15 protein-coding genes are annotated in these 23,837 nt (G+C 62.9%); 4 read left to right on the top strand and 11 right to left on the bottom strand.

All coding sequences use genetic code 11. The features are described from left to right. Positions 1 to 150 precede the first annotated feature (150 nt). Both ACIGHL_RS01175 and ACIGHL_RS01180 read right to left on the bottom strand, forming a co-directional pair. Positions 151 to 927, bottom strand: a complete 777-nt coding sequence (locus ACIGHL_RS01175; RefSeq protein WP_128119020.1) for a transporter substrate-binding domain-containing protein — start codon at positions 925 to 927, stop codon at positions 151 to 153. Positions 928 to 1,089: 162 nt separating this feature from the next. Then, entirely contained in the window at positions 1,090 to 3,090 is a 2,001-nt protein-coding gene (locus ACIGHL_RS01180; protein WP_128119021.1) for a peptidase U32 family protein, read from the bottom strand. A gap of 318 nt (positions 3,091 to 3,408) precedes the next feature. Here ACIGHL_RS01180 and ACIGHL_RS01185 point away from each other — a divergent pair, with 318 nt between their 5' ends. Next, positions 3,409 to 5,643: a TonB-dependent siderophore receptor gene (locus tag ACIGHL_RS01185; RefSeq protein ID WP_128119022.1), complete on the top strand. Its 2,235-nt coding sequence runs from the start codon at positions 3,409 to 3,411 to the stop codon at positions 5,641 to 5,643. Positions 5,644 to 5,766: 123 nt separating this feature from the next. Here the strand turns inward: ACIGHL_RS01185 and ACIGHL_RS01190 are convergent, their stop codons facing one another. The 7 genes from ACIGHL_RS01190 to ACIGHL_RS01220 all read right to left on the bottom strand — a co-directional run bounded on the left by ACIGHL_RS01190 (position 5,767) and on the right by ACIGHL_RS01220 (position 21,155). Continuing rightward, positions 5,767 to 14,313, bottom strand: a complete 8,547-nt coding sequence (locus ACIGHL_RS01190) for a glycoside hydrolase family 94 protein (protein WP_128119023.1) — start codon at positions 14,311 to 14,313, stop codon at positions 5,767 to 5,769. A 316-nt stretch (positions 14,314 to 14,629) separates the two neighbouring features. After that, positions 14,630 to 14,965, bottom strand: a complete 336-nt coding sequence (locus ACIGHL_RS01195) for a DUF3325 domain-containing protein (RefSeq protein WP_128119024.1) — start codon at positions 14,963 to 14,965, stop codon at positions 14,630 to 14,632. Beyond that, the gene (locus tag ACIGHL_RS01200; protein ID WP_128119025.1) at positions 14,962 to 16,533 is read right to left on the bottom strand and encodes a PepSY-associated TM helix domain-containing protein; all 1,572 of its coding nucleotides are present in this window, start codon (positions 16,531 to 16,533) and stop codon (positions 14,962 to 14,964) included. Before ACIGHL_RS01200 ends, ACIGHL_RS01195 begins: the two co-directional genes overlap by 4 nt. Beyond that, the gene (locus tag ACIGHL_RS01205; RefSeq protein WP_128119026.1) at positions 16,530 to 16,832 is read right to left on the bottom strand and encodes an iron transporter; all 303 of its coding nucleotides are present in this window, start codon (positions 16,830 to 16,832) and stop codon (positions 16,530 to 16,532) included. The genes ACIGHL_RS01200 and ACIGHL_RS01205 overlap by 4 nt, the downstream gene beginning before the upstream one ends. Positions 16,833 to 17,011: 179 nt before the next feature. Next, positions 17,012 to 18,985, bottom strand: a complete 1,974-nt coding sequence (locus tag ACIGHL_RS01210) for a ligand-gated channel protein (protein WP_128119027.1) — start codon at positions 18,983 to 18,985, stop codon at positions 17,012 to 17,014. A gap of 137 nt (positions 18,986 to 19,122) precedes the next feature. Continuing rightward, the gene (locus tag ACIGHL_RS01215) at positions 19,123 to 20,454 is read right to left on the bottom strand and encodes a HAMP domain-containing sensor histidine kinase (protein ID WP_128119028.1); all 1,332 of its coding nucleotides are present in this window, start codon (positions 20,452 to 20,454) and stop codon (positions 19,123 to 19,125) included. Further along, positions 20,454 to 21,155, bottom strand: a complete 702-nt coding sequence (locus tag ACIGHL_RS01220; protein WP_128119029.1) for a response regulator transcription factor — start codon at positions 21,153 to 21,155, stop codon at positions 20,454 to 20,456. The genes ACIGHL_RS01215 and ACIGHL_RS01220 overlap by 1 nt, the downstream gene beginning before the upstream one ends. Before the next feature lie 159 nt (positions 21,156 to 21,314). On the opposite strand from ACIGHL_RS01220, the gene ACIGHL_RS01225 reads away from it, so the two are divergent. The 3 genes from ACIGHL_RS01225 (at position 21,315) to ACIGHL_RS01235 (ending at position 22,735) form a co-directional block, all read left to right on the top strand. Then, entirely contained in the window at positions 21,315 to 22,163 is an 849-nt protein-coding gene (locus ACIGHL_RS01225; RefSeq protein WP_128119030.1) for a CAP domain-containing protein, read from the top strand. Between the two features lie 145 nt (positions 22,164 to 22,308). Beyond that, positions 22,309 to 22,458, top strand: a complete 150-nt coding sequence (locus ACIGHL_RS01230) for a hypothetical protein (RefSeq protein WP_181689941.1) — start codon at positions 22,309 to 22,311, stop codon at positions 22,456 to 22,458. A gap of 148 nt (positions 22,459 to 22,606) precedes the next feature. Then, positions 22,607 to 22,735: a hypothetical protein gene (locus tag ACIGHL_RS01235; protein WP_256449906.1), complete on the top strand. Its 129-nt coding sequence runs from the start codon at positions 22,607 to 22,609 to the stop codon at positions 22,733 to 22,735. Between the two features lie 32 nt (positions 22,736 to 22,767). Here ACIGHL_RS01235 and ACIGHL_RS01240 read toward each other — a convergent pair whose 3' ends face one another. Then, positions 22,768 to 23,046 carry a hypothetical protein gene (locus tag ACIGHL_RS01240; protein ID WP_128119031.1) on the bottom strand — a complete coding sequence of 93 codons (279 nt, stop codon included), beginning with the start codon at positions 23,044 to 23,046 and terminating at the stop codon, positions 22,768 to 22,770. A gap of 384 nt (positions 23,047 to 23,430) precedes the next feature. Continuing rightward, on the bottom strand, positions 23,431 to 23,736 hold the full coding sequence (locus ACIGHL_RS01245) for a cupin domain-containing protein (RefSeq protein WP_128119032.1): 306 nt from the start codon (positions 23,734 to 23,736) through the stop codon (positions 23,431 to 23,433). Positions 23,737 to 23,837: the final 101 nt, after the last annotated feature.

A 23,837-nucleotide genomic window follows, 5' to 3' on the forward strand; every position in this document is an offset into this window, starting at 1 on the left:
GCAAGGCGCGGTGCCATTAAGAGTGTATCGGTGCCAGTAAGTTTTCGAGGTCAATCGTGCTTCAGTGATCAGCGCTCGCGCACCGGGGATGTTGCAAGCCGAGCGGTGTAATGCACAGCGGACCCGACCGCCCGGGTCCGCCCGGCGCGCTTACTCGCTCGGTTTGGCGAGCCAGGCGTCAGCGATGCGTTGGTATTCTCCAGTGGCCTTGGTCAGGTGCAGCCACTGATCGACGTAGGCCTTGAATGCCACATCACCGCGCGGCAGCAGGAAGGCCTTTTCGCTGTACTGCAGGGGTTTGTCGGGGTTAACCGCACACAGAGTCGGGTAGTTGCGCTGTTGATACTGCGCCTCCGACGAGTCGGTGATCATCACGTCGGCCTTGTTATCGGCGACGGATTTGAAGATCACGGTGTTGTCGTGGAACAGCTCCAGCTGCGCCTTGGGCAGCTCGCGACGCACGAAGGCTTCGTTGGTGCCGCCTGGCGGCTCGATCAGGCGCACCGAGGGCTGGTTGAGCTGCTCGATGGTCTGGTACTTCTCGACCTCATCACAGCGGACGAAGGGGATCTTGCCGTCCACGGTGATCGGATTGCTGAAGAAGGCCTGCTTTTGCCGCTCGAGTGAAATGGAGACGCCGCCCAAGGCCATGTCGCATTGAGCGAGGAAATCTGGCATCAACGTCTTCCAGGTGGTCGGTACCCACTCGATCTTGACGCCCAGGGACTTCGCCAGTGACTCGGCGAGGGCGATGTCGATGCCCTCGTAGCTCTGGTCGTCGCGCAGAAAGGTGTAGGGCTTGTAGTCGCCAGTCGTGCAGACCTTCAGCGTACCGCGCTGTTGGGCTTCATCAAGCACCGAGGAGGAGGGCGCGGCGAAGGCCGCGCCGCTGGCCAGCAAGATGCCAGCCGCAATCAGAGATCTCATGGTGTTTCCTTGCAAGGGCATGCCTGGGCGGCCGCGGTTATTGTTCTGGCCTGTCAGTTGGAACGGGCATGTCGAACGTACCGGACTGCAGACCGGCCTCACAAGGTTTAACTGAGTGGAGAGTTGCCACGGCTCGACGTCGGCAGCCGCGGATTATCTACCTCAGGCGTGCGGCTTGCTACGAATGGTCTTCATCAAGTCGGCCGGGGTGATGTGGCCGACCACGCTGCTGGCGCTGCCCGGCTGCGGCAGGTTGAGGATGTTGCCCTTGATCTTGCCGATCACGTGCATCTCGCAGGGCTTGCAGTCGAACTTCAGGGTCAGCACCTCATCGCCGTGCACCAGCTGCATGGGCGCAACCTTGGTGCGCACGCCCGTCACGCCCTTGGCCTGTTTCGGGCACAAATTGAACGAGAAGCGCAGGCAGTGCTTGGTGATCATCACCGGCACTTCGCCGGTTTCCTCGTGAGCCTCGTAGGCCGCATCGATCAGTTGCACACCGTAGCGGTGGTAGAAGGCGCGGGCTTTCTCGTTGTAGACGTTATAGAGGAACGACAGGTGCGCTTCCGGGTAGACCGGCGGCGGTACGCTGACGGCCTTGCGGCTGCCTAATGGCCGAATCGCTTCGCGGGCTTCGGTCAGCGCCTCGATGGCTTCGCGGCGCAGGGCCTTTAGTTGCGAGTTGGGGATGAAGAAGGCCTGCGGCGCATCCACGTCCACTTCTTCGGCGTGGTAGATCGTGGTGCCCAGCTGGCTCAGCAGGTCGGCGATCTGGCCAGGCACTTGTTCCGGCTTCTTCGCTTCGCCGAAGGGGCCGGCCAGCGAGACGCTGGCATAGGCGCCTTCTTCACTGGTGACGTGCAGCTCCAGCTCATCGGCACGCAGCTTGGCCAGCCAACGCACGCCGATGCGGCGCTCGGCGGACGTCTTGAGCAGCGCGTTCTGCCAGTTGTGGTCCAGGTTGCGGTTGAGCGGATGGTTCGGACGTAGCTGGCGGATCGCGTCGGGCATCTCGTTGGGCTCGACGCGGTACTGCCAGAGCGATTGACCGTCTTCCTCGAATTGCTTCAACGGCTCGACCACGCTGGCGCGGAAGCCCACCACTTCGCGCTTGATCAGCACATTGAGGCCATCACCATTGGACAGCGGCTCACGGGTCTGCACCGTCAGGTCATGCTTGCCGACCTTGAGCACTTCACCCACGGCGAGACCGGTAAAGGTCGGCGAGTCGAAGGCGCCAATGTCGATCTTGCGGTCGGTCACGAAGTAATCGGTGCTGCCTCGATGAAAGGTCTTGTCCGGGTCCGGCACGAAGAAATGGTCAGTGCGGCCGCTGGAGGCGCGGGCAAGGACGGTGCGGTCTTCGAGAATCTCGTCGAGTCGCTGACGGTAGTAAGCGGTGATGTTCTTTACGTAGCTCACATCCTTGTAGCGCCCCTCGATCTTGAACGAGCGCACGCCGGCGTCGACCAGCGCGCGCAGGTTGGCGCTCTGGTTGTTGTCCTTCATCGACAGCAGATGCTTGTCGAAGGCAACGACGCGGCCCTGGTCATCCTTGAGCGTGTAGGGCAGGCGGCACGCTTGGGAGCAATCGCCACGGTTGGCGCTGCGGCCGTTTTGCGCGTGGGAAATGTTGCACTGACCGGAGAACGCCACGCACAGCGCGCCGTGGATGAAGAACTCGATGGCGGCATCGGTGGCGTCGCTGATCGCACGGATTTCCTGCAGATTCAGCTCGCGGGCCAGCACCAGCTGCGAGAAGCCAGCCTTGTCGAGGAATTTGGCGCGCTCCAGGGTGCGGATGTCGGTCTGGGTGCTGGCGTGCAGTTCGATCGGCGGGATGTCCATTTCCATCACGCCCATGTCCTGCACGATCAGCGCATCGACACCGATCTCATACAGCTGCCAGATCAGCGCCCGCGCCGCTTCCAACTCGTCGTCGTGGAGGATGGTGTTGATCGTGACGAATACCCGTGCGTGGAACAGATGCGCAAATTTCACCAGCTCCGCTATGTCCGCCACGTTGTTCTCGGCGTTGTGCCGCGCCCCAAAACTCGGCCCGCCGATGTACACCGCATCGGCGCCATGCAGGATGGCTTCGCGAGCAATGGTCGTGTCCCGGGCAGGGGAGAGCAGTTCGAGATGATGTTGGGGCAAGGACATGAGCGCGGACCGGGTGCAGATGGAAGCCGCGCATTGTAAAGACTTACGGGCCATTTGGGACTGGCCGCTGGGCGAGTAGACCAAGGACCTTAAACACGCTGGATAGAGCTGACCCGCGTCAGCCTCTCTACGTCGCCAATTGCGAGCAGCCTGGCTTGGTTTCAATGGTTATCAGACGCTCGTCTGCGGCTTCTAAAAATCTGCGGTTCAGTTTGCCGGCCTGCTCGCATGTGTAATCAAGGGCTTCCAGCAAGGCAAGATGCGAACATATAATGCGAACGATTCGTAGAATCAATCATATTCCATGGAAGCTGACAGATGCCGACCAACACGCTTGCCCAGCTAGCTCCAGCCGCTGGATGCCCGAAGCTCGCCCTCCGACCGCTTGCGCTGGTCGTTCATCTACTCGCAGCGGGTGCCGTCCTGGCAGGCATGCCTGCATACGCACAGGAGACCGCGGCAACTGAAGCGGACGACGCAACCACCCTTGACGCCGTCACTGTCACCGGTGAGGCGGTGCGAGACGTGACGGAGGGGACCGGGTCCTACACTACCGGTGCTGCACGCACGTCCACGCCACTCAGCATGTCTCTTCGCGAAACGCCGCAGTCTGTCAGCGTAATAACGCAGCAGCGGATGGAAGATCAGGACATGCAAACCATCCTTGATGTGGTCAACAACACCACAGGCGTGTCGGTCAATCGCTACGAAACCGATCGGGCGCAGTTCAACGCGCGCGGTTTCGAGATCAACTCCTTGATGATCGATGGTGTGCCGACGATCTGGGAGCAGCCATGGAGCTCGGGCGAGATGTTCAGCAGCCTGGCGATGTACGACCGTGTGGAAGTGGTGCGCGGTGCGAACGGCCTGATGGCGGGGGCGGGCGAGCCGTCCGCTTCGCTCAACTTGGTTCGCAAACGCGCGAACAGCCGCGAGTTGACCGGCTCGGTCGAGGTGAGCGCTGGAAGTTGGGATACCTACGGCACGCAAGGAGATATCTCCTTTGCCGTGAACGAAGCCGGCACAGTGCGTGCGCGGTTGGTTGGGGAATATAACGAAGGTGATAGCTGGATCGATCTGAAATCGAAAGAACGCGAAACCTTCTACGGCACCATTGACGTCGACCTCACCCCGGATACCACGCTGTGGTTCGGCTTGAGCCGCCAGCAAAACGATTCCGACTCGCCTATGTGGGGCGGGTTGCCGATCTGGTACGCAGACGGCAGCCGCACGAACTGGAGCCGCTCCAAAACCACTTCCGCCAAGTGGAGCAAATGGGACAGCACATACGAAACCTACTTCGTCAACCTGGACCACCGCTTCGCCAACGACTGGGAGATGAACCTGAGCTACAACCGCGGCGAACGCGATTCCGACTCCTACCTTCTGTATCTTTCTGGAAACCCAGGGCGGGACGGCAGCTCGCCGATGTTTTCATTTCCTGGCTCCTATAAGACTGAGACCGTGCAGGACGACTACAGCATCCGCCTTGGCGGGCCTGTGATGCTGTTCGGGCGCGAGCATGAGGTCGCCTTCGGCTACATCTATAGCCAGCAGGACTTCAATGCCGATTCTCGCGCCGCGCAGAGCGGCTTTGGTGGTGTCGCCAATTTCGATGCCTATGAAGGCAACTTTCAGGCGCCGATTTGGGGAGGGTTGACGCCCTACAGTTACGGCGACCTGACACAAAAAGGGTTGTACGGTGTAACCCGTCTGAGCGTGACAGACGACCTGAAAGTGATCCTTGGCGCGCGCGACAACCGCTACGAGAAGACTAGCGACGACACTCCGTTCACATCGCCCTCCCGTCTGGATGAGCACGAACTGACACCGTACGCCGGTATCGTTTACGACCTCACCGAGAACCTCTCGGCCTACGCCAGCTATACCGATATCTTCCAGCCTCAAGCTCGGCGTGACATCACCGGGCAGCAGCTGGCGTCCATTATTGGTGAAAGTTATGAGACGGGGCTGAAAGCAGAGTTCTTCGAAGGCCGGTTAAATGCGTCTGCGGCGATATTCAAGATCAAGCAGGATGGTCTGGGCGAGAGCACGGGTGTGCCCGTTCCAGGTGGAATGGCCGGTGAGTTTGCCTATCAGGCCATCGATGTGACCAGCGAGGGCTTCGAGCTGGAAGTTTCCGGCGAGCTGTCACCGGGCTGGAATCTCATGGCCGGCTACACCCAGTTCGAGGTTGAAGACCCGGACGGTAACGCCCGCAGCACGCGTTTCCCGACCAAGCTGCTGCGCACCTTCACGACCTATCGCCTGCCGGGCGCCTTCAACAAGCTCACCGTCGGCGGCGGGGTGAATTGGCAGGAAAGCATCTACACCTACGCCACCAGCCCAGCCGGCAACCGCGAGAAGATCGAGCAGGAAGCCTATGCGCTGGTTAACCTGATGGCTCGCTACGAGGTGACGGACAACCTCACCGCCCAGCTGAACGTCGACAACCTGACCGACGAGGAGTACTTCGATATGTTCGAAGCCTACGGTGCCCTGACGTACGGAGCTCCCCGTAGCGTCACTGCATCTGCTAAGTACCGCTTCTGACCGAAGCGATTTTGAGCGCCGGCCCGTTAGGCCATCCGTGGAGCGCTAAAGGAAAGCCCCGACCGAAAGGCCGGGGCTTTTTCGTTACTGCTAGGCCTAGCATTAAGCCACTGCAGTCTCTGCCTACAGACTCAACACCACGCGATGCTCCCTCCCATCCAGCGCGAGCCGTACATACCCGTCTGCACACTCGAGTGCCTCTTCATCCAACTGCGCATGCTTGATGCCGTGATTGCCCTGAGCAGGGTTTTCCACGCGAATGGCGTAGCAGGTTTCACCCAGGGTGATGGTGGCTTCGAATCCGGGCCACTGACTGCTGATGCACGGGTCGACGATCAACCATTCTCCTTCACGACGAATACCGAGGATGCCTTCGACGCCCGCGCGGTGCATCCAGCCGGCCGCACCGGTGTACCAGGTCCAGCCGCCACGGCCGTTGTGCGGAGCAACGCCGTAGACGTCCGCAGCAACCACGTAGGGTTCAACCTTGTAGCGTCGGCTTTCTTCGGGTGTCAGCGCGTGATTGATAGGGTTGAGCAGCTTGAACATCCGGCACGCTGCATCACCGTCGCCCAGCTTGGCAAAGGCGAGCATGGCCCACATCGCTGCGTGGCTGTACTGCCCGCCGTTTTCGCGCAGGCCCGCCGGATAACCCTTGATGTAGCCGGGCTCCTTCTCGGTCTTGTCGAATGGTGGCGTGAACAGCAGCGCCAGCCCGTCGTCCTCGCGGATCAGGTGCTTGCGCACCGAAGCCATGGCCTGCTTTGCACGGGCGGGGTCTGCCGCGCCCGACAACACCGCCCAGGACTGGGCAATGGAATCAATGCGGCACTCGTCGCTGTCCTTTGATCCCAGCCAGGTGCCGTCGTCAAAGGTTGCGCGGCGATACCATTCGCCATCCCAGGCCTTTTCTTCCAGCGAATCGGTGAGCGCCACGGCGTGTTCACGCCAGCGCTCGGCGCGTTGTGAGTCAGCCACTGTGCCTCTCTGGTCGGCCAGCGGCGCAAAGAGCTCGATGGTGCGCAGGAGCAGCCAGCCGAGCCAGACGCTTTCGCCTTTGCCGTGTTCGCCAACGCGGTTCATGCCGTCGTTCCAGTCGCCACCGCCAATCAGCGGCAGGCCGAGTTCGCCGTGCAGCTCCAGGCACTGGTCAAGGCCGCGCGCGCAATGCTCGAACAGCGGTGCGGCATCGCCAGCCATCATCGGCTGGAAGAAGGCATCGTGCTCGCCGGGTTTGAGTAGCGGCCCTTCGAGAAAGGTCACCGGCTCGTCGAGAATCGCCAGATCGCCCGCGACCTGGATATAGGTCGCCGTGGCGAACGACAGCCAGACACGGTCGTCGGAAATGCGCGTACGCACGCCCTGACCGGAGTGCGGCAGCCACCAGTGTTGCACGTCGCCCTCGGCGAACTGGCGGCTGGCCGCGCGCAGAATGTGGCTGCGGGTGGCCTCAGGCCGCGAGAAGGTCAGTGCCATGCCGTCCTGCAACTGGTCGCGGAAGCCGTAGGCGCCGCTGGCCTGATAGAACGCCGAGCGCGCCCAGATGCGGCAGGCGAGGGTCTGATACAGCAGCCAGCCGTTGAGCATGATGTCCATGGTGCGGTCCGGGGTTTTCACCTGAATGGCACCCAGTGCGGTGCGCCAGTGCTCGGTGACTTCCAAAAGCACCGCGTTCAGATCTGCCTGGCGATAGCGTTCGACCAGTGCTCGGGCTGCCTCTGCCGACGAGCATTGGCCGATAAAGGCGACGATTTCGATGCTTTCGCCAGGGGCCAGTTCGATGCTTGTCTGTAAGGCCGAGCAAGGGTCCATGCCGGCGCCCGTGATTCCCGACAGGGGCGCACCCGCGAGAAGCGCCGCTGGCGTAGCGGGGCCGCTGTTGCGGCCGAGGAATTCGCGGCGATTGGCGGTCCAGCCGGTTTGACTACCGCCAAGGTCGGCAAAGGCCACGCGGCCGGGGAAGGCGCTGCTCCAGGGATTGCGCGCCAGCAGCATGCCGAGGCTTTCATCGCGTTCGGTGATGATGTAAGGCGCATTGGCGCCGCGTGCCGTGCCGAGCACCCATTCGCTGTAGCGGGTAACCGACAGCCTGCGCGGTACGGCCGAGAGGTTGCGCAAGGTCAGCCGGGAAATCTTGATGGGGTCGGCCAGCGGTACATATTCGAGCAGGTCCATGGCGATGCCGTCGGCCTGGTGTTCGAAGCGACTGTAGCCGTGCCCGTGCCGCGCGATGTAGAGCCCGCCGTCACGGATCGGCTGAGCGGTGGGGCTGAATAGCGCGCCGCTGTCCATATCGCGGATGTAAAAAGCTTCGCCACAAGGGTCGGTAACCGGGTCGTTGGACCAGGGCGTGAGCTGGTTCTCCCGGCTGTTCTCGGCCCAGGTGTAGCCACTGCCTTGCGCTGATACCTGGAAGCCGAACTGCGGGTTGGCAATTACGTTGATCCAGGGCGCGGGTGTGTTGGCGTCCGCTTCCAGCAGGGTTACGTACTCGCGGCCATCCTTGTCGAAACCGCCCAGGCCGTTGAAACATTCAAGGTGCTGAGAGATCTCGGCAGCCGATGGCTGTGCGATAGCCGAAGTGGCAATTGCTGTCGATTGCCTACCGGCCAGGCGTGGCAAATCAGCTGGCGCTTGCGAAGCGATCAACTGATTGGCCAGCTGATTGGCAATCGGACCGCGGCGAGCGATTAGCGATAGACGAGCCACGCTGCGCAGTAGCGCACGCGCCTCGGTGCTCAGCAGGTCAGCGCGCAGCATGTACACCGTGCCTTGAGCGAGTTCGGCACCAAAGCGCGGGCGCGACTGGCTGCTGCGCACGGCGGTTTCGATGGCGATCTGCAAGTCCTGCAGGTAGGAACTGGCGTGCTCGTTGAGGATCACCAGATCCACGGCCAGGCGCTTCATGCGCCAGTATTCGTGGGCGCGTAGCAGCTGACGTACCTGGGCGATGTCCTGAACGTCGTCGATGCGCAGCAGCACGATGGGCAGGTCACCGGAGATCGCGTGCGGCCAGAGACCGGACTGAGCGCCAGCGCCCTCAATAATGGCCGCCGAGGGCGCACGAAACTGCGGATCGGCATAGAGAATCGGCGCGGCCAGGCGCTGGAAGTCGGCCGCTTCAGCCGGCTTGATGTCCAGGTGACGCAGCTGCACCTGCGCCTGGGTCCAGGCCAGGGTCTTGGCGCGGTCGTAGGCGCTGCGGTCGTGGTGTTTCTCGATCAGGTTCAGCAGCTCGTCTCGTGAGCCGGCGATCAGGGTCCAGAAGGCGACGCGGGCAACCTTGCCCGGTGCGACCTTGACCCGGTATTTGAGCGAGAAGATGGGGTCGAGCACCGTGCCCACGGTATTCGATAGTGCCAGCCCTTCGGCAACGACCGCAGCGGCGGCAACGCTTGGCCGCTGGCCAATGAAACGGGCACGGTCGGTTTCATACTGCGGATCGGCTACGACTTCGCCTTCAGCCACCGCGAAATGCGCCGCCCAGATCGGGCGCTCGCCCTCGCTGCGCAGGCGTCGAGTGGCCAGCAGCGCGCCGAACTCGGGCAGGTATTCGGTGACTACGAAGAGCTTGGCAAAGGCCGGGTGCGCGTTGTCGGTGGATGGCGTCGTAAGCACCACTTCGCTGTAGGAGGTCAGCTCGATCTCGCGAGCGTCAGGGCCGCTGTTGGCGAGCGAGACGCGGCGTACTTCGCCGTCATCCTCACCGGACACCAGCACATCCAGGGTGGTGGACAGGTCCTTGTCGTGACGAATGAACTCGGCCCGATCCTCGCCAAATATCACCTCATGGCTCAGCGCATCGCTGTCGCTGGGCTGACCGCCAGCCGGCCAGACGCGGCCGTCTGCCGTATCACGGAGGAAGATGAACGAGCCGTAGTCATCACGGCTGGCATCTTCACGCCAGCGGGTCACCGCGATATCGCGCCAGCGGCTGTAACCCGCGCCGGCGGCGGTGAGCATCACGGCGTAGCGGCCATTGCTGAGCAGATGGGTGACAGGGGCGGCTCCGGCGGCGGCCGCGTTGAGCCGGCGCAGGGCTTGCGGATCGCCGCTGCCCTCGACAGCACGGATCTTCACTTCTTCGGCGCGCGGATGGGCGATGGCCACGTCACGCGGCATGCGCTCCTGCAGGAGCAGTTCACAGGCCTGGATCATCGGCTCGCGATGGAAGCGGGCGCGCATCGGCCCGTCCAGCAGGGTGTTGGCGATGGCGACGATGGTCATGCCCTGATGGTGAGCCATGTAGTTGCGCACGATGACGAACGATTGGCCGTCCGGCAGTCGCGCCGGGGTGAAGTCCAGTGCCTCGTAGAAACCGTAGCGGCCGACCGCGCCCATCGCTGCCATGCGGCGGAAGTTCGCTTGTGCGCCCGGAGCGTCGACCATGGTGGCAAGGCCGGTGGCGTAGGGCGCGATGACCAGGTTCTCCGCCAGCCCGCGCTTGAGGCCCAAGCCCGGCACGCCGAAGTTGGAATACTGATAGGTGAATTCCATGTCGCGGGCGTGATACGCCGACTCCGACACGCCCCATGGGACATTCCGGTCGTTGCCGTAATCTTGCTGGCGCTGCACCACCAGGCTGTTGGTCTGCTCCAGCAGACTGCCTGCCGGCGCACGCATGACCAGCGAGGGCATCAGGTATTCGAACATCGAGCCCGACCAGGAGATCAGGGCCGAGCCGTTGCCCAGCGGCGTAGCGGTACGCCCCAGGCGGAACCAGTGGCGCGTGGTCACGTCGCCTTTGGCGATGGCGAACAGGCTGGCCAGACGCGCTTCGGAAGCCAGCAGGTCGTAGCAACTGGGGTCGAGGCTGTTCTCGGCCAGCCCATAGCCGATCGAGAGCAGCTTGCGTTCGGGGTCGAGCAGAAAGGCGAAGTCCATCTCCAGCGCCATCTGCCGGGTGCTGCGAGAAAGCTCACGCAGGCGCGCCTGCGTATCGCTCAGCGTTTCGCCTTGTAGCTGGCGGTCGCGAGCGTGCTCGGCCAGGGTCTGGCCCAATGCGTCGATCCAGAATCGCAGGTCGGACGACTCGTCGTCTTCACCCGGTGGGCAGAGTTCCAGGCCCAGGCGAGCGGCCTTTTCGGCCCGTTGCTGGAGCGTCGCGGACAGCGTATCGAGCGCCTGCTCCTCGCCGAGCTGCGCGCTGATCTCGTCGAGCAGCTCGGACAGCGGACGGCCACGCTCGCCACTGGCGGACGGCAGCGCGGTCATAGCCTGGCGAATCAGTGCCAAGGTGTCCTGTAGGCCAGCGCGCGCATTCGGCGCGGTGGGTGCCTCGAGCCATTCCTCGCAGGCATTGGCGAGCGCGATCAGGTGGCCGGCAAGGTTGCCGCTGTCCACGGCCGACACGTAAGGCGGCTCCAGCGCCCGCATGTCTTCGGTCGCGTACCAGTTGAAGAAGTGGCCGCGGTGGCGCTGCAGACGGCTCATGCTGTCCAGCGTTGCTTCCAGACGGTCGAGGGTCTGTAGGGTGCCAGCCCAACCGAAGTCACGCGCGGTGATGGCCGAGAGCAGGTAAAGGCCCATGTTGGTGGGCGAGGTCCGCCGGGCGACGACCGGCTTGGGGTCTTCCTGGAAATTGTCCGGCGGCAGCATGTTGTCGGCCGGCGTGACGAAGGTTTCGAAGAAGCGCCAGGTGCGTCGGGCGATCAGGCGCAGCTCCGCGGCGTCCGGTTCGGCGAGTTTCTGGCTCGGAGCGATGCGCGGTGAGCGGCTGGCCCACAGGGCGATGGCGGGTGCACCCAGCCAAAGCAGGGCAAAGGGCAGCACCACGGGCCAGGAGCCAGGAGCGATCAGTAGCGCGAAGAGCGCAGCGCCAACGCCCAAGGCCGTGCCGCCGGCCATACCACGGTAGAAACCGCTGAGCTTCAGGCGCGGGCTGATGGCCGATTGGGCGGCGGTGGTCCATTCCAGCAGATTGCGTCGGGACGATAGGCGAGACAGCGTCCGCACGATGGCATCGACCATGCGCCAGGCCTGGTCCGGCAAAAAGACCAGGTTCAACCCTGTTTGCGAGGCAGCCAGACGCAGATCGTCGCGCAGCCTTCGCAGGTGGCTTTGCATACAAATGCCGCTGCGAGCGGGCAGCAGTGCAAAGCAGATCGGCAGTACGGCGGGAATGGCCATCGTCGCGAGTACGAGCAAGGTGCCGACAAGCGCGGCCGGGAGAGGCAGCAGCCAGCACAGCGTCAATGCGAGCAGGGTGAGCGGTGCGACCAATGAACGGCGCAGGTTGTCGAGCATCTTGAAGCGGCCAATATCCGGCAGCGCCTGGGTGCCGCTGCGGGCGCCGAATATCCACGGCAATAGCTGCCAGTCGCCACGGGTCCAGCGGTGCTGGCGCTTACCGGAGACGTCATAGCGCGACGGAAACTCCTCGACCACCTCGACATCCGTTGCCAGCCCTGCACGAGCAAAGACGCCCTCGAACAGGTCGTGGCTGAGCATGGTGTTTTCCGGTACCCGACCGGCGAGTGCCGCCTCGAACGCATCAATGTCATAGATGCCCTTGCCGGTGTACGAGCCTTCACCGAACAGGTCCTGATAGACATCGGAGACAGCCGCGGCGTAGGGGTCCATACCACCAGGGCTGGAGAACACCCGCTGATAGAACGAGCCTTCACGACCCACCGGCAGCGATGGCGTGACCCGTGGTTGAAGGATCGCGTACCCGTTGATCACCCGTTGTTCGGAAGCGCTGAAGCGCGGGCGATTGAGCGGGTGCGCCATCTTGCCGATCAGGCGCATGGCGGCATCGCGCGGCAGCCGGGTGTCGGCGTCCAACGTGATCACATAACGCACATCGGTGGGCACCTGCTGCGTGCAACCGGCCAACGGCATATAGCTGGTGTCGGTGGCGCCGCGCAGCAGCTGGTTCAGCTCATGCAGCTTGCCGCGCTTGCGCTCCCAGCCCATCCAGCGTCCCTCGCTGGGATTGAACTGGCGTCGGCGGTGCAAGATCAGAAAGCGGCTGCCGCCAGGTGCCGGGCCATAGCGTTCGTTGAGGGCGGCAATGGCGCCAACGGCGACGGCGAGCAGATGCGCATCGCCAGGCATGGTTTCCGACTCGGCATCCAGCCCATCGGTCAGCAGCGCAAAGGTGAGGTCACCACCAGCGCCCGCCAGGTGATGCACTTCGATGCGTTCGATCTGCTCCAGCAGGTCCGCTTCGTTGGTCAGCAACGTGGGCACGGCCACCAGGGTGCGTAGCGATTGCGGCACGCCGGTGGTCAGGTCCAGGCCGGGCAGGGTCATGGCACCGAAGCGCCAGGTCACCACGCGGTTGACCAGCGTGGTGGCCACATCGGTAATCGGCAGGAATGCGACCACGGCCAGTAGTGCGAGCCATCCGGCACCAACGCCGACGCTGGTCAGTGCTTGGAGGCCGACCGACAGCAGCAGCGCGGTCACCAGCAGAATCGAGCCGACATAGCCGACGATCCCGAGCTGAATATGGAATCGGCTCAGGCGCAATCCCAGCGGCGGGCTAAAACCGATGCTGCGTTCTAGGGCCAGGCGGCCCTCGCCGATCAGGTGATAGCCCGGATCGCCCACGCGCTCGTCCTGCGCGAGATCGTGCGTGGGGGCAGCAGCTGCGGCGCTGAGTGCGGCGCTGGCGACGTCCAGCTCGGTCGCGCTGGAGCCGCGCGCCAGTTGTTCGATGGCGCTGCGGTAAAGGTTGCGCGTAGGGAAGTCCATGATGGCGAAGGCGCTGCCGGCGCGCAGTCGCGCGTCGACCAGGCTGACGCTCTCGAACAGTTCGGTCCAATCGATATCCGAGATCAGGCGCATGCTGGTCATCACGTTGCGCACACTGACATTGGACGCGCCCTGGCGTTGCTGCGAATGCTGCACCACCTGATCGATGGAGCTGTCCTGCTGACCCAGTAACTCTTCCAGCCAGCCCAGAGCAGGTGTGGTGTTCGGGTCCTGGTCGCGTAGCCGTTTGGCCAGCTCCGCCGCGAACACTTCGGACATCGGCGCGCTACCACGCGAGGCAATTTCATCCTCCAGCGCTTTTTTCGCAGAGACGGCCGACAGCAGCCGGCTGGCCATGTCATCGGCCGCAGCACGGGTAGCACGTCCGTCGGTGATCTGGTCGCTCAGGCGCCGCAGGTTCTCGATCAGTACGATGCGCAGGGTGATCGCCACCGCCCACAACTCACCGATGCTCAGCGGCTGGACCTGCTGGTAGGCGCTGATGAAGCGGCGCAGCGTCTCGGGATCGAAATGGCTGTCGGTATGGGCGACGAACGCCCAGGCGATGCCGAACACGCGCGGATAACCGGTGAAGGGGCCTTCGGCCAACTTCGGTAACTGGCGGTAGAAGCCCGGTGGCAAGTCGTCACGAATCTCGCGGATCTGCGCTTCGACCAGGTGATAGTTGTCCAGCAACCATTCTGCGGCGGGCACCACGCTGCGCCCACTTTCCAGCTCCGCGGCGCTGGCGCGGTAAGCTGCCAGCAGTACCGCCGCGTTGTCGTTCAGCCGCTCGTGCAGTGGCATGACGGCGGGCGGGGTGTCGGTGACGGGCTGGGCCGCGGCCAGGCTACGGGCGTGGTGTTCCAGCCGTTCGATACCGAACAGCTCGTCGCGCACGGGCGCACGGTCGTTCCAGAGGGGCGAGCGCTGGTGGCGTCCGAGAATGTGACGGAAAACTGAGGTCATGTGCGCCTGTCCGACTAGCGGATATAGGGGAGCAGGCGTAGAGGCGCCGGATCCTGTCGAGAGGAACCACGGCGGCAAGCTTTCGGAACAACGGGAAACCGATTGCCGGTTTCTGCCAAATCGCCGTACGGCCTCGTGGATACGCCACACCGCATGGCGGTGTGGCAGAGGCGTCAAGATTCGGCGAGCCATGTAAGCGGAAGGGCGTAAAGGCCGCCCCGCTTGCAGGAAGAATGCTGTCGCAGCAATGGACTCACGATACAGCAACGTCGGTTTTATTGTCGGTGCTTGGTTGAGAGGCGATTTTGCCCGGTGCTCAGGTGAGGGCGGCGGCTGCCCAAACCAGTCCTCCCAACAGGGGCAGGCTCACGGCCAGACGCGGCGCGTAGGGAAGTAATAACAGCAAGGCAAAGCCAGCCAGTGAGATAAGGCCGAACCAGCCAACCACCGCCATGCCACCGGGCCAGACCTGGCAGGACGCGTATATCGCGAGCCCGAGCAGGAGCCCGCCGAACGGGGCACATAGGCGACGAAGCCAGGTTGGCACGCGCGGATTGACCAACTGCTTCCAATGACGCTCCTTACCCAGGCAAAAGCCGAGCATGCCGGCGTAAGCGAACAGGAGGCTGGCGAATAGCGCGGAACCGTTCATGAGGAGGCTCCGGCAGCGGGACGATCAAGGCGAGCCGAACGGGCGTTGCGGGAGGCAATGACCGTCGGGATTTTCCAAACGGTCCAGCCCAGCAGCAGGCCCATCGAAGCCACGCTTGCTAAAAGGGACAGCCGCATGACGTCCAGCGTGTCCTGGGCGCTCCACAGGTCCAGGACCGGCAGGCTGGTAGCCAGGAGTGCGGCGGCCATGAGCTGTTCGCGCCAGGCTGACAACGGCTTGCGCAGCCAGCCGTGCAGCCAGCTGAGGGCCCAGACGCCGAAGAACAGCCGCAGCTCCCAGTTCTGACGTGCGGCCAGTTCTGCCGGTAGCAGCCGGTTGGCCCACAACAGCGCGATACAGGCCAGCAAAAGCCCGGCGACTACCGCTACGTTGAGGCTTTCTACCACGCGCAGGAATTGCGAGTTGGCCTTGGCCTGCTTGCGCTGTTTGACCGCGTAGAGCACGAGGCCTGTGCCGATCATCGCGCAGCTGATCAGGCCGCAGATGAAGTACAGCCAGCGCATCGGATAGCCGCCAAACTGCGCGAAGTGCAGGCCCGCCAACACACGTTGGGTCAGCTGGCTGGTGCGTGAAGGCTCCGGCGCCTGGATCAGCTTGCCGCTGACGCCGTCGAACAGCATGCCTTCGCCCTTGGTCAGTTCGATGCGGTTGCCCAGCACGGGGCGCGCCGTGACCTGGGCATTGGCTCGCCCGGGATTGCTCACCGCCAGGCTGCCGATCATGCCTTGACCGTAGTGGGCCTCGGCCTGGCTGACAATCTCGCTCAGCGGGCGCAGCGGCGCCGCCGGTGCCGAGACGGCCTTGCTAGCACGGCCTTCGCCTCGCGGCGCCTGCTCGGCTGCTTGGCCCGATTGCCCATCGCGGAAATAGGCTTGGCGATCACCGTCGTACAGGGCGTTCACCGCCGCTGGCATATAGAGCAGAAAGAAGATCGCCAGCCCCGTGTAGGTGATCATCAGGTGAAACGGCAACAGCAGGACGGCGCTGGCGTTATGCGCGTCGAGCCAGGATCGCTGGCCTTTGGCGGGGCGGAAGGTGAAGAACTCCTTGAAGATCTTCTTGTGGATGATGATGCCGCTGATCAGCGCCACCAGCATCGCCATAGCCGCGAACCCCACCACCCATACGCCCAGCGTGCGCGGCAGGTGCAAGGTGTAATGGAAATGGAAGAAGAAGTTGCCGCCGATGGTTTCCCGCGGCTCGATCTTCTCCCCGCTCAACGGGTCGAGATGAGTGACACCGCTGCCGCCACCGCCGCGGCGCCGTTCACCGACCGAGACGGCCAGATCAGGCGCGCGTGCGGTCGGCAGGCTGATGTTCCAGTTCGTTTCGTCGAGGTGACGCTCTGCCAGCCAGCGCTGCGCCACATTGGCCGCAGCGGCAGGTGACAGCGCCTGATCGCTCAGCTCAGGCTGCATCCACCAGTTGATCTCCTTGTCGAACACCGCCAGGGTGCCGGTGAGAAAGATGGCGAAGAGCATCCAGCCGAGTAGAAGCCCGCACCAGGTATGCAGCCAGGACATCGATTGCGTCAGGCTACCTTTCATCCCAGCACCTCCATCAGCTGCGGCCAGAAACCGATGGCGGCCAGCGGGAAAGTCAAACCGACACCGACCAGCACGCGCCGCAACGACGCTGCAGCGAAAACCCAAAGCATGAACACCAGATACACCACGAACGACAGCAGCGAAGCAGCGGTGACGGCGTCCACCGGGTCGAGCGGCAATAGCCGCGCCAGCGCGGCAGTAAAGGCATAGGTGAAGGCGTAACCGCCGAGAAGGGCCAGTGCGGTGCGGGCCGCGATGGCAGGCCAGGCGCTTCGCGATTGAATGGCAGAACGGGTCACGACGGGCTTCCCAGTGAGAGTCTTACGAAAAATGCCCAACCGTCGTAAACGCCGGCTGGGCATCGGTCTTGTGATGATCCGGGGGACGCCCATGCGCCCCGTCCAAACTGATGCTCGCTACGCCAGTCTTAGGGATCGAAGCGAGACGCCAGTTGGCAAGGCGCCTCCCTCACGACTCCTCAGAACGAAGCGCTCACCCCCAGGGTGTAGCGACGCCCGTCGAGCACGGTTTCGTAGCTGTCGTATTCAATCTGCTCGTTGAAAATGTTGTAGACCCCAGCAAGCAGCTTGACGTTGCGGTTCACGTCATAGGTACCGCCCAGGTCAACCAGCGTGTAGGAAGGGGTGCTTTCCGCCATGCTGGTGCGCGACAGGTACTCGGAGGTTTCGCTGCGGTAATTGAGTCGCGCCCAGGTGCCGAGGCGGTCGCTGGCTTGCCAGTCCAGCATGGTGTTGAACATGTGCTTGGGCATCTTGTTCAGCGGCTCGCCGCGGAAGTCGCCGCTGCGCTGCTCCGATTCGGTATAGGTGTAGTTGGCGCCCAGGGATATGGTTTCGGTGATCGCCCAGTCGAAGGTCGCCTCGACACCGCGCATGCGTGCTTCGTCGACGTTTACGCGATCGCTGATAAAGCGGTAAGCCTCGCCATTGACGACACACTGGCCTGAGGCATTGCCGGTGGTGTCCGTGCAGCGGCGCAGCTCGGTGATCTTGTCTTCGAAGTCGGTGTTGAACACTGTCACGCCCGCCGAGACACCGTTCAGGCTGTCCCACAGCACGCCGATTTCCTGGCTCAGGCTTTCCTCTGGCTTGAGCGCCGAGTTGCCCACGATCACGGCCGGGTCGCCCCGACCACCACCGGTGATCTGCCCCCAGTTATCCACCGCGGCGCGAATATCCGGCGAGCGATAGCCACTGGATACGCCGCCTTTTACTGTCCATTGCTCGGCCGCTTGCCATACGCCATAAACGCGCGGCGACCAATGAGTCCCGTAGTTTTCATCGCGATCCATACGCAGGCCGGTGGTGAGTGCGAAGCTGTCGGTCAGGCTCCATTCGTCTTCGGCAAAGAGCGCCCAGGACCAGCGCGTCAGTTGGGTCACGTCTTCGGCGCCAGCCAACTGGTTGCCCTTGTCCGAAAGATCTTCGTATTTGTACTGGCCGCCGAGCGTGGCGATGTGGTCACCCAGGAAGAGCGAGGTCTGGGTATTGAAGACGCTGTTCTCCAGCTCCATCTCGCGACCCGGGTTCTCGATGCGCTCCTGCTGCACGTAGCTTTCCGACTGGCCCGAATCCCAGCGCCCGGTATGGCTGATCGAGTAATGAGTACGCTCGTAATCCGACAGCGAATCGCTGTTACCCGTACCGGACCGGCCCACGCTGGCGTTGCGTTCCTGCTCGGTCTTGCCCACTTCCAGAACGATGTCGTTGGCCTCGTTCGGCGTGAACGACAATTTGGCCGTTGCGCTGTCGGTTTTCTGCTCGTTGAACCCGCGAGGGATGTCATCTTCGTCCCGGCGAGACGTCTGTCCATAGACCTGGAGCCCTAGCAGGCCGTCGACCACGGGCCCGGAGAGATAGCCGTTGAGGGTGTGGTAATCACCGGAATCGGAGCGGTCCTGGAAGGTCTTTTCGGTCCGCACGCCGCCGCGCCAGGTATCGGCCACCTTGCGCGTGATGATGTTGATCACGCCACCCATGGCGTCGGAGCCATACAGGGAGGACATCGGCCCACGCACGACCTCGATGCGCTCGATGGCTTCCAGGGGAGGCGTCCAACCTTGCTCGATGCCAGGGCCATCGCTGTTGGGACGCGTCGCGCGCGACTCCATACGTTTGCCGTCGATGAGGATCAGGGTGTACTTGGACGCCATGCCGCGAATGCTGATATCGCTGGAGCTGGCGCCGCCAGTGACCACAACGCCCGGAATGTCCCGCAGGGCATCGGTGACGTCGCGATAGGATTTGTTTTCCAGCTCCTCTCGAGTGACCACGGAGATGGAGGCGGGGGCCTGCTTGATCTGTTGCTCGAAACCTGATGCGGTCACGACGACGTTCGATAATTCGACTGGTTCTGCAGCGTTGGCTGGCAAGCTCGTCCAGGTTGCTAATGCGATCGCGCAAGCCAGCCGATGCCGATTGAAAGTCACCATGTACTGCCATCTCCCTTAGAAAACTTACGTCATCTGCGGCCATGAACGACATGGCGCATGCTTGTGAGCCGCGGTGCGAGCCGCCAGCCGACCGCAATGCTAAGTATTCTCATTTGAGAGTAAAGCGCATTTACAATCTATACAGTTTTCAACCGAATGGTCAGGCGCAGGCCGGGTTGGCTGTTCTCGGCCCAGATCGCACCGCCTTGCATCACCACCATGCTGCGGGCGATGGCAAGACCCAGCCCGAAGCCGTCACCTCCCGGGCGGGCTGCGCTGAGCCGTGCGAAGGGCCTGAAGATGACGGCCAGTTTCGCCTCTGGCACGCCCGGGCCCTGGTCTTGAATGCGCAGACGCCAGCTGTCCCCGTCTCGAGCGGCCGTGAGGCCAACCACGCCGTGCGCGGGGGAATAGCGAATGGCATTGCGCAGGATGTTTTCCATGGCTTGCGCCAATGCGTTGAGGTTGCCGAGCACCTGGCAGCCTTCCGGTATCTGCGCCTGGATGCGTTCACGCGGCCAGCCGGCCTCGAAACAAGCGTTCTCGCATAGCAGGTCCCAAAGCGCCGCCACATCTACGGGCTCGCACTCGAAGCGGGGCTGTTCGCTGTCCAGCCAGGCGAACTCCAGGGTGTTATCGACCAGTTGCTGCATGCTGTTGATTTCACGCTCGGTGCGGTTGCGCATGTCTTCGGCGCTCAGCTCGCTCTCGCAGGCGACACGCAGCCGGCTCAATGGCGTGCGCAGCTCATGGGACAGATCGCGTAACAGCTGTTGCTGCTGGGCGACCGAATCGCGCAGACGCTGCGTGAGATACTCCAGTGAACGGCCCAGCTCCCCCAGCTCATCGTTGCGCCGCGCAATGGAGGGCGGAAGCAGCGAGTCGAGGCGGTTACCGCGTAACGCGTTGGCCTGTCGGCGCAGGCGGTCCAGCGGTGAAACCAGCATCCGATAAAGCAGCCAACAGAACAGCAGCGACAGCAACACCAGCGGCAGATACACGCCGCCCGCGGTGAGTAGCGCATGGTTACGCCAGGGACGGAATCGTTCCGGCAGCTGGATGATCAACTGGGCACCGGTGCCCTCCAGCGGTACGGACACCAAGGGCAGGCCGTCATAGCGCCTGCTCATAGGCCAGTCGTAGTGCCGCACAAACGTGAGCCTCCGCCGTTCCTCGTCGCTCAAGGACTGGCCGCCGAGCGGTTGCAGCTGTTCGTCCACCACCACCAGCCAAGTCGGCTCACGCTCCTTCATCACCGTCAGCCATTGCGCCATCGCTTCTGGACCCGCTTGCAGAGCGGCTTGAGCTTCGCTCGCGTAGCCGGTGAGGGTGTCGCGCGCCTGTTCAGACAGAAATGAGCTGGTCTTGTCGATATAACGGCTCACGTAGCCGCTGGCCCAGATCATCGACAGACAGAACCCAGCAACCAGCACCACCAGGCGCCAGAACAACGAATGACGATTGGGCATTAGCTCGCCTGCAGTTCCAGCACGTAGCCTTTGCCCCACACGGATTCCAGGCGCAGGGTCGCCACCTCTTCGCGCGCCAGCTTGCGGCGGATATTGCTGATATGCATGTCCAGGCTGCGATCATGCTGGGAATAGCCGCGGCGCAGCGCCTGCTGGTAGAGAAACGGCTTGCTCAGCACTTCGCCAGCGGCGTCGTGCAGGACCTTCATCAGTCGATATTCGGTGGCTGTCAGGCCGACCCATCGCCCTTCGTACTGCAGGTCGCTGCGTTGGTCATCGAAGCGCACCGCATCCTGATTCGGCGCTGCCGGTACGCTGCGCTCATAGGCCACCCGCCGCAGGATGGCAGCGATGCGCACCTGCAACTCCTCGATACTGAACGGCTTGGGCAGGTAGTCGTCGGCACCGCTGTCGAATCCCTGGATGCGGTGCGCCTCGTTACCCAACGCGGACATCATCAGCACAGGTGTGCGGCGTTGCTCGCGCAACCGGGTCAGCAACTCCATGCCGCTGAGTTCAGGCAGCATCACATCCAGCAGGATCAGGTCATACGTTGCTTCGCTGGCCAATGCGAGGCCGGTCGGGCCGTCATCGGCGAGGGTGACGTGAAAGCCACGATGTTCCAGAGAGGTTTTCAGGTGAGGGCCGAGGATCGGGTCGTCTTCGATCGCCAGTATCTGACGAGCTGCGCAGGAGGACATGCAGGGTTCCGGTGCAAATAAGAACGATTATAGATTGCAGCAGGGGCGGAACGGCAAGCGTGGTCCCTGGTTCAAGGGCTGGTTCGCCACATGGGCTCGACTTCCGGGGCGTGCCCGGTGCATCTTCAGCGTCCGCATCCGTGCTATCTGGAGATCTTCATGCGCCTGCTTTCTCTCTCACTGCTTTTGGTAACGCTCACTGGCAGCGCTGTGGCGATTGCGGCCAGCGAAGCGGAGGAGGCGCAATTGATCGAGACGATCAACGCCTACCGCAGTGAAGTACAGCGTTGCGAAGACCGGGCGAGTGAGGAGCTGACGGCCCTTTCGTCCGACCCGCGCCTGGTGTTGCCTGCCACTGGCGCCGGTGATCTGCAGGGCTCATTGGCCCGCAACGGTTATCCGATGGCCAACGTTCAGGCCGTCAGCCTGTCCGGGCCGCGTGATGCGCAAGCCGCGATGCAGGCGCTGCGCGAAAGCTTCTGTCGCGTGGTGCTCGATCCGCAATACGCCGACATCGGCGTCAGTCGCGAGGGGCGCGACTGGCGCATCGTGCTGGCGCGGCCGATGCTCGGCGGGCATTTGAAAGACGCGCAGGCAGAAGGGCTGGCGCTACTCGACGAAATCAATCGCGTGCGTGCCAGCGCGCGCCAGTGTGCTGGCAAACCCTTCGCTGCAGCCGCTCCGCTTAACTGGAACACAACGCTCGCCGGCCTCTCCGAGGCCCACAGCCGAGCCATGGCCAACGGCAACTTCTTCAGTCACCTGGATCGGGATGGACGAACGCCGGGCGACAGGGCGGAGCTGGCCGGTTATCCCGGTGCGCCGGTCGCCCAGAACATCGCGGCCGCGCTGGATCGACCCCGCCAGATCGTTGAAGGCTGGCTGGCGAACCCAGGACACTGCGCCAATCTGATGAATCCGCAATTCAGCGAGCTGGGTGCAGCCTATGCGGTGGATCCGCAGAGCGATGCGGGCATCTACTGGGTCGCACTCTTCGGCGCGCCCTAACCGGTGCCGCACGAACGCAACGCCTGACCTTCACGATGGCGAGTATTTTTTCGGTCCTGTTCGGTCGCCTGCGAACATTTCGTTGAGAGGAGCGTTCGAACAACTGAGCTGTTCATCTTTCACGTAACAGATCAGGACCACTGACATGACCGACCCTAACGATCCACTCAAGGATGGCCTGACCCCACCGGACTATGACGAATATGGCGACGCGCCTGATTCGGGCGAAAACGACCCGGAGGAAACGGTAAAGCCCAAAGACGAGCCGAATGCTGGAGAGAGCCCGCTCGGATAGCCGGCGGCACCTGTTCCATTGGTTGCAGAGGACCCTTCGCCAAGCAGCGTACTGGACAATTCGATCGGCCCAGCCTAAAAAGACGCGCCTCAAGCTCGGTAACAACGTGCTAGTCAGCAGTCGTGTTTTTTTCAAAAGCAGGTAGATCGTGAGAAAGAAAAAGCCAGTAGACCCTGTTAGGCAAGCAGAAAAGAACCGTGCGCATCGGATCGGCTGGGCAATCGCCGTGGCCGGTATCGTGGTGGGCTTCATCGTGATAATGATGAAGCCAGCTTGATGCAGCCGTAGCCGTGTGCCCAGGTTAGTTCGTCAACGGGTGGCGCGACCGGCCGGCCTCTCCGTCATCATCAGCAGCACGGGCATGGCCCCGGCGGGTTTGGCTATCGCCGCCTGTTCTTGCTTACTGGACACCTCAGCTGTCATGCCGGCAACCGTTAACAGCAGCAACAATGCCAGCATTGTCAGCGGGACGCGCCGAGCGTTTGCCAGGAGTGCGCCCCAACCCTGGACTCCAGCTGGCATTGGGTAATCGGTTCGCTCCGGTTGGCTGCCTGCATCGTTCTGCACCTGCTTAAGCCCAACAGACATGTCCAATCCTCAAAAAGAACCCGCAGCCATCGAGCTTGTATAAGCGTCGTTCTGTCCTTGGCAGGCAGAGGCGACTGTATAGGGGGGCCGTATGGCCATCAATCGCCCGAATGATGGATGTTACGGCCAGGATTAAGCATTCGATGCGTTGTTGTATCGGTATGGGTGCTGTTTAGCGCGAATTGCCTGATACCGCGGCGCACTAGTCCTGCGGTGATACGGCCTTGCTGCAGCATTGGGTTAGGGGTTCTTCGAAGGCGTTGCGAAGGACCAGCCCGTCGCCGCAACGACACGAATACGGCCCCGTGATCGAAAGGAAAAATGCAGTACTGCCAGCGATCAGATTCCCACGCTGCGTGTGGGAACGGTCGAGGGGCGGGGCCGTCAGTCGAACACGAAGTACTTGCGAACGGTTTCCACGACTTCCCAGGTGCCGGACATGCCGGGCTCTACCGCGAAGATATCGTCAGCCTTGAGGTGGATGGGCTCCATGCCGTCCGGGGTGATGATGCAGTAGCCTTCCTGGAAGTGGCAGTACTCCCATTTGAGGTAATCCACGCGCCACTTATCGGGCGTGCAGATCCAGGTGGCCATGATCTTGCTGCCATCATCGGAGGTGTAGGCGTTGAGGTTGACGGTATGCGGGTCGCCTTCGATACGTTCCCACTTGCAGGCGTCGACGACAGGCATCGGCTGAGTGTCGCGCAGTACGGTGATTGGTGCGTTGGCCAGGGTATGGGCCGCTCACGTTACTAGCGGGCTACGCTGGCCAATTGTCTGGGGTCGACACC

Origin of the sequence: Pseudomonas sp. NPDC077451 (assembly GCF_044543345.1) — a bacterium.
GTDB lineage: Bacteria > Pseudomonadota > Gammaproteobacteria > Pseudomonadales > Pseudomonadaceae > Stutzerimonas.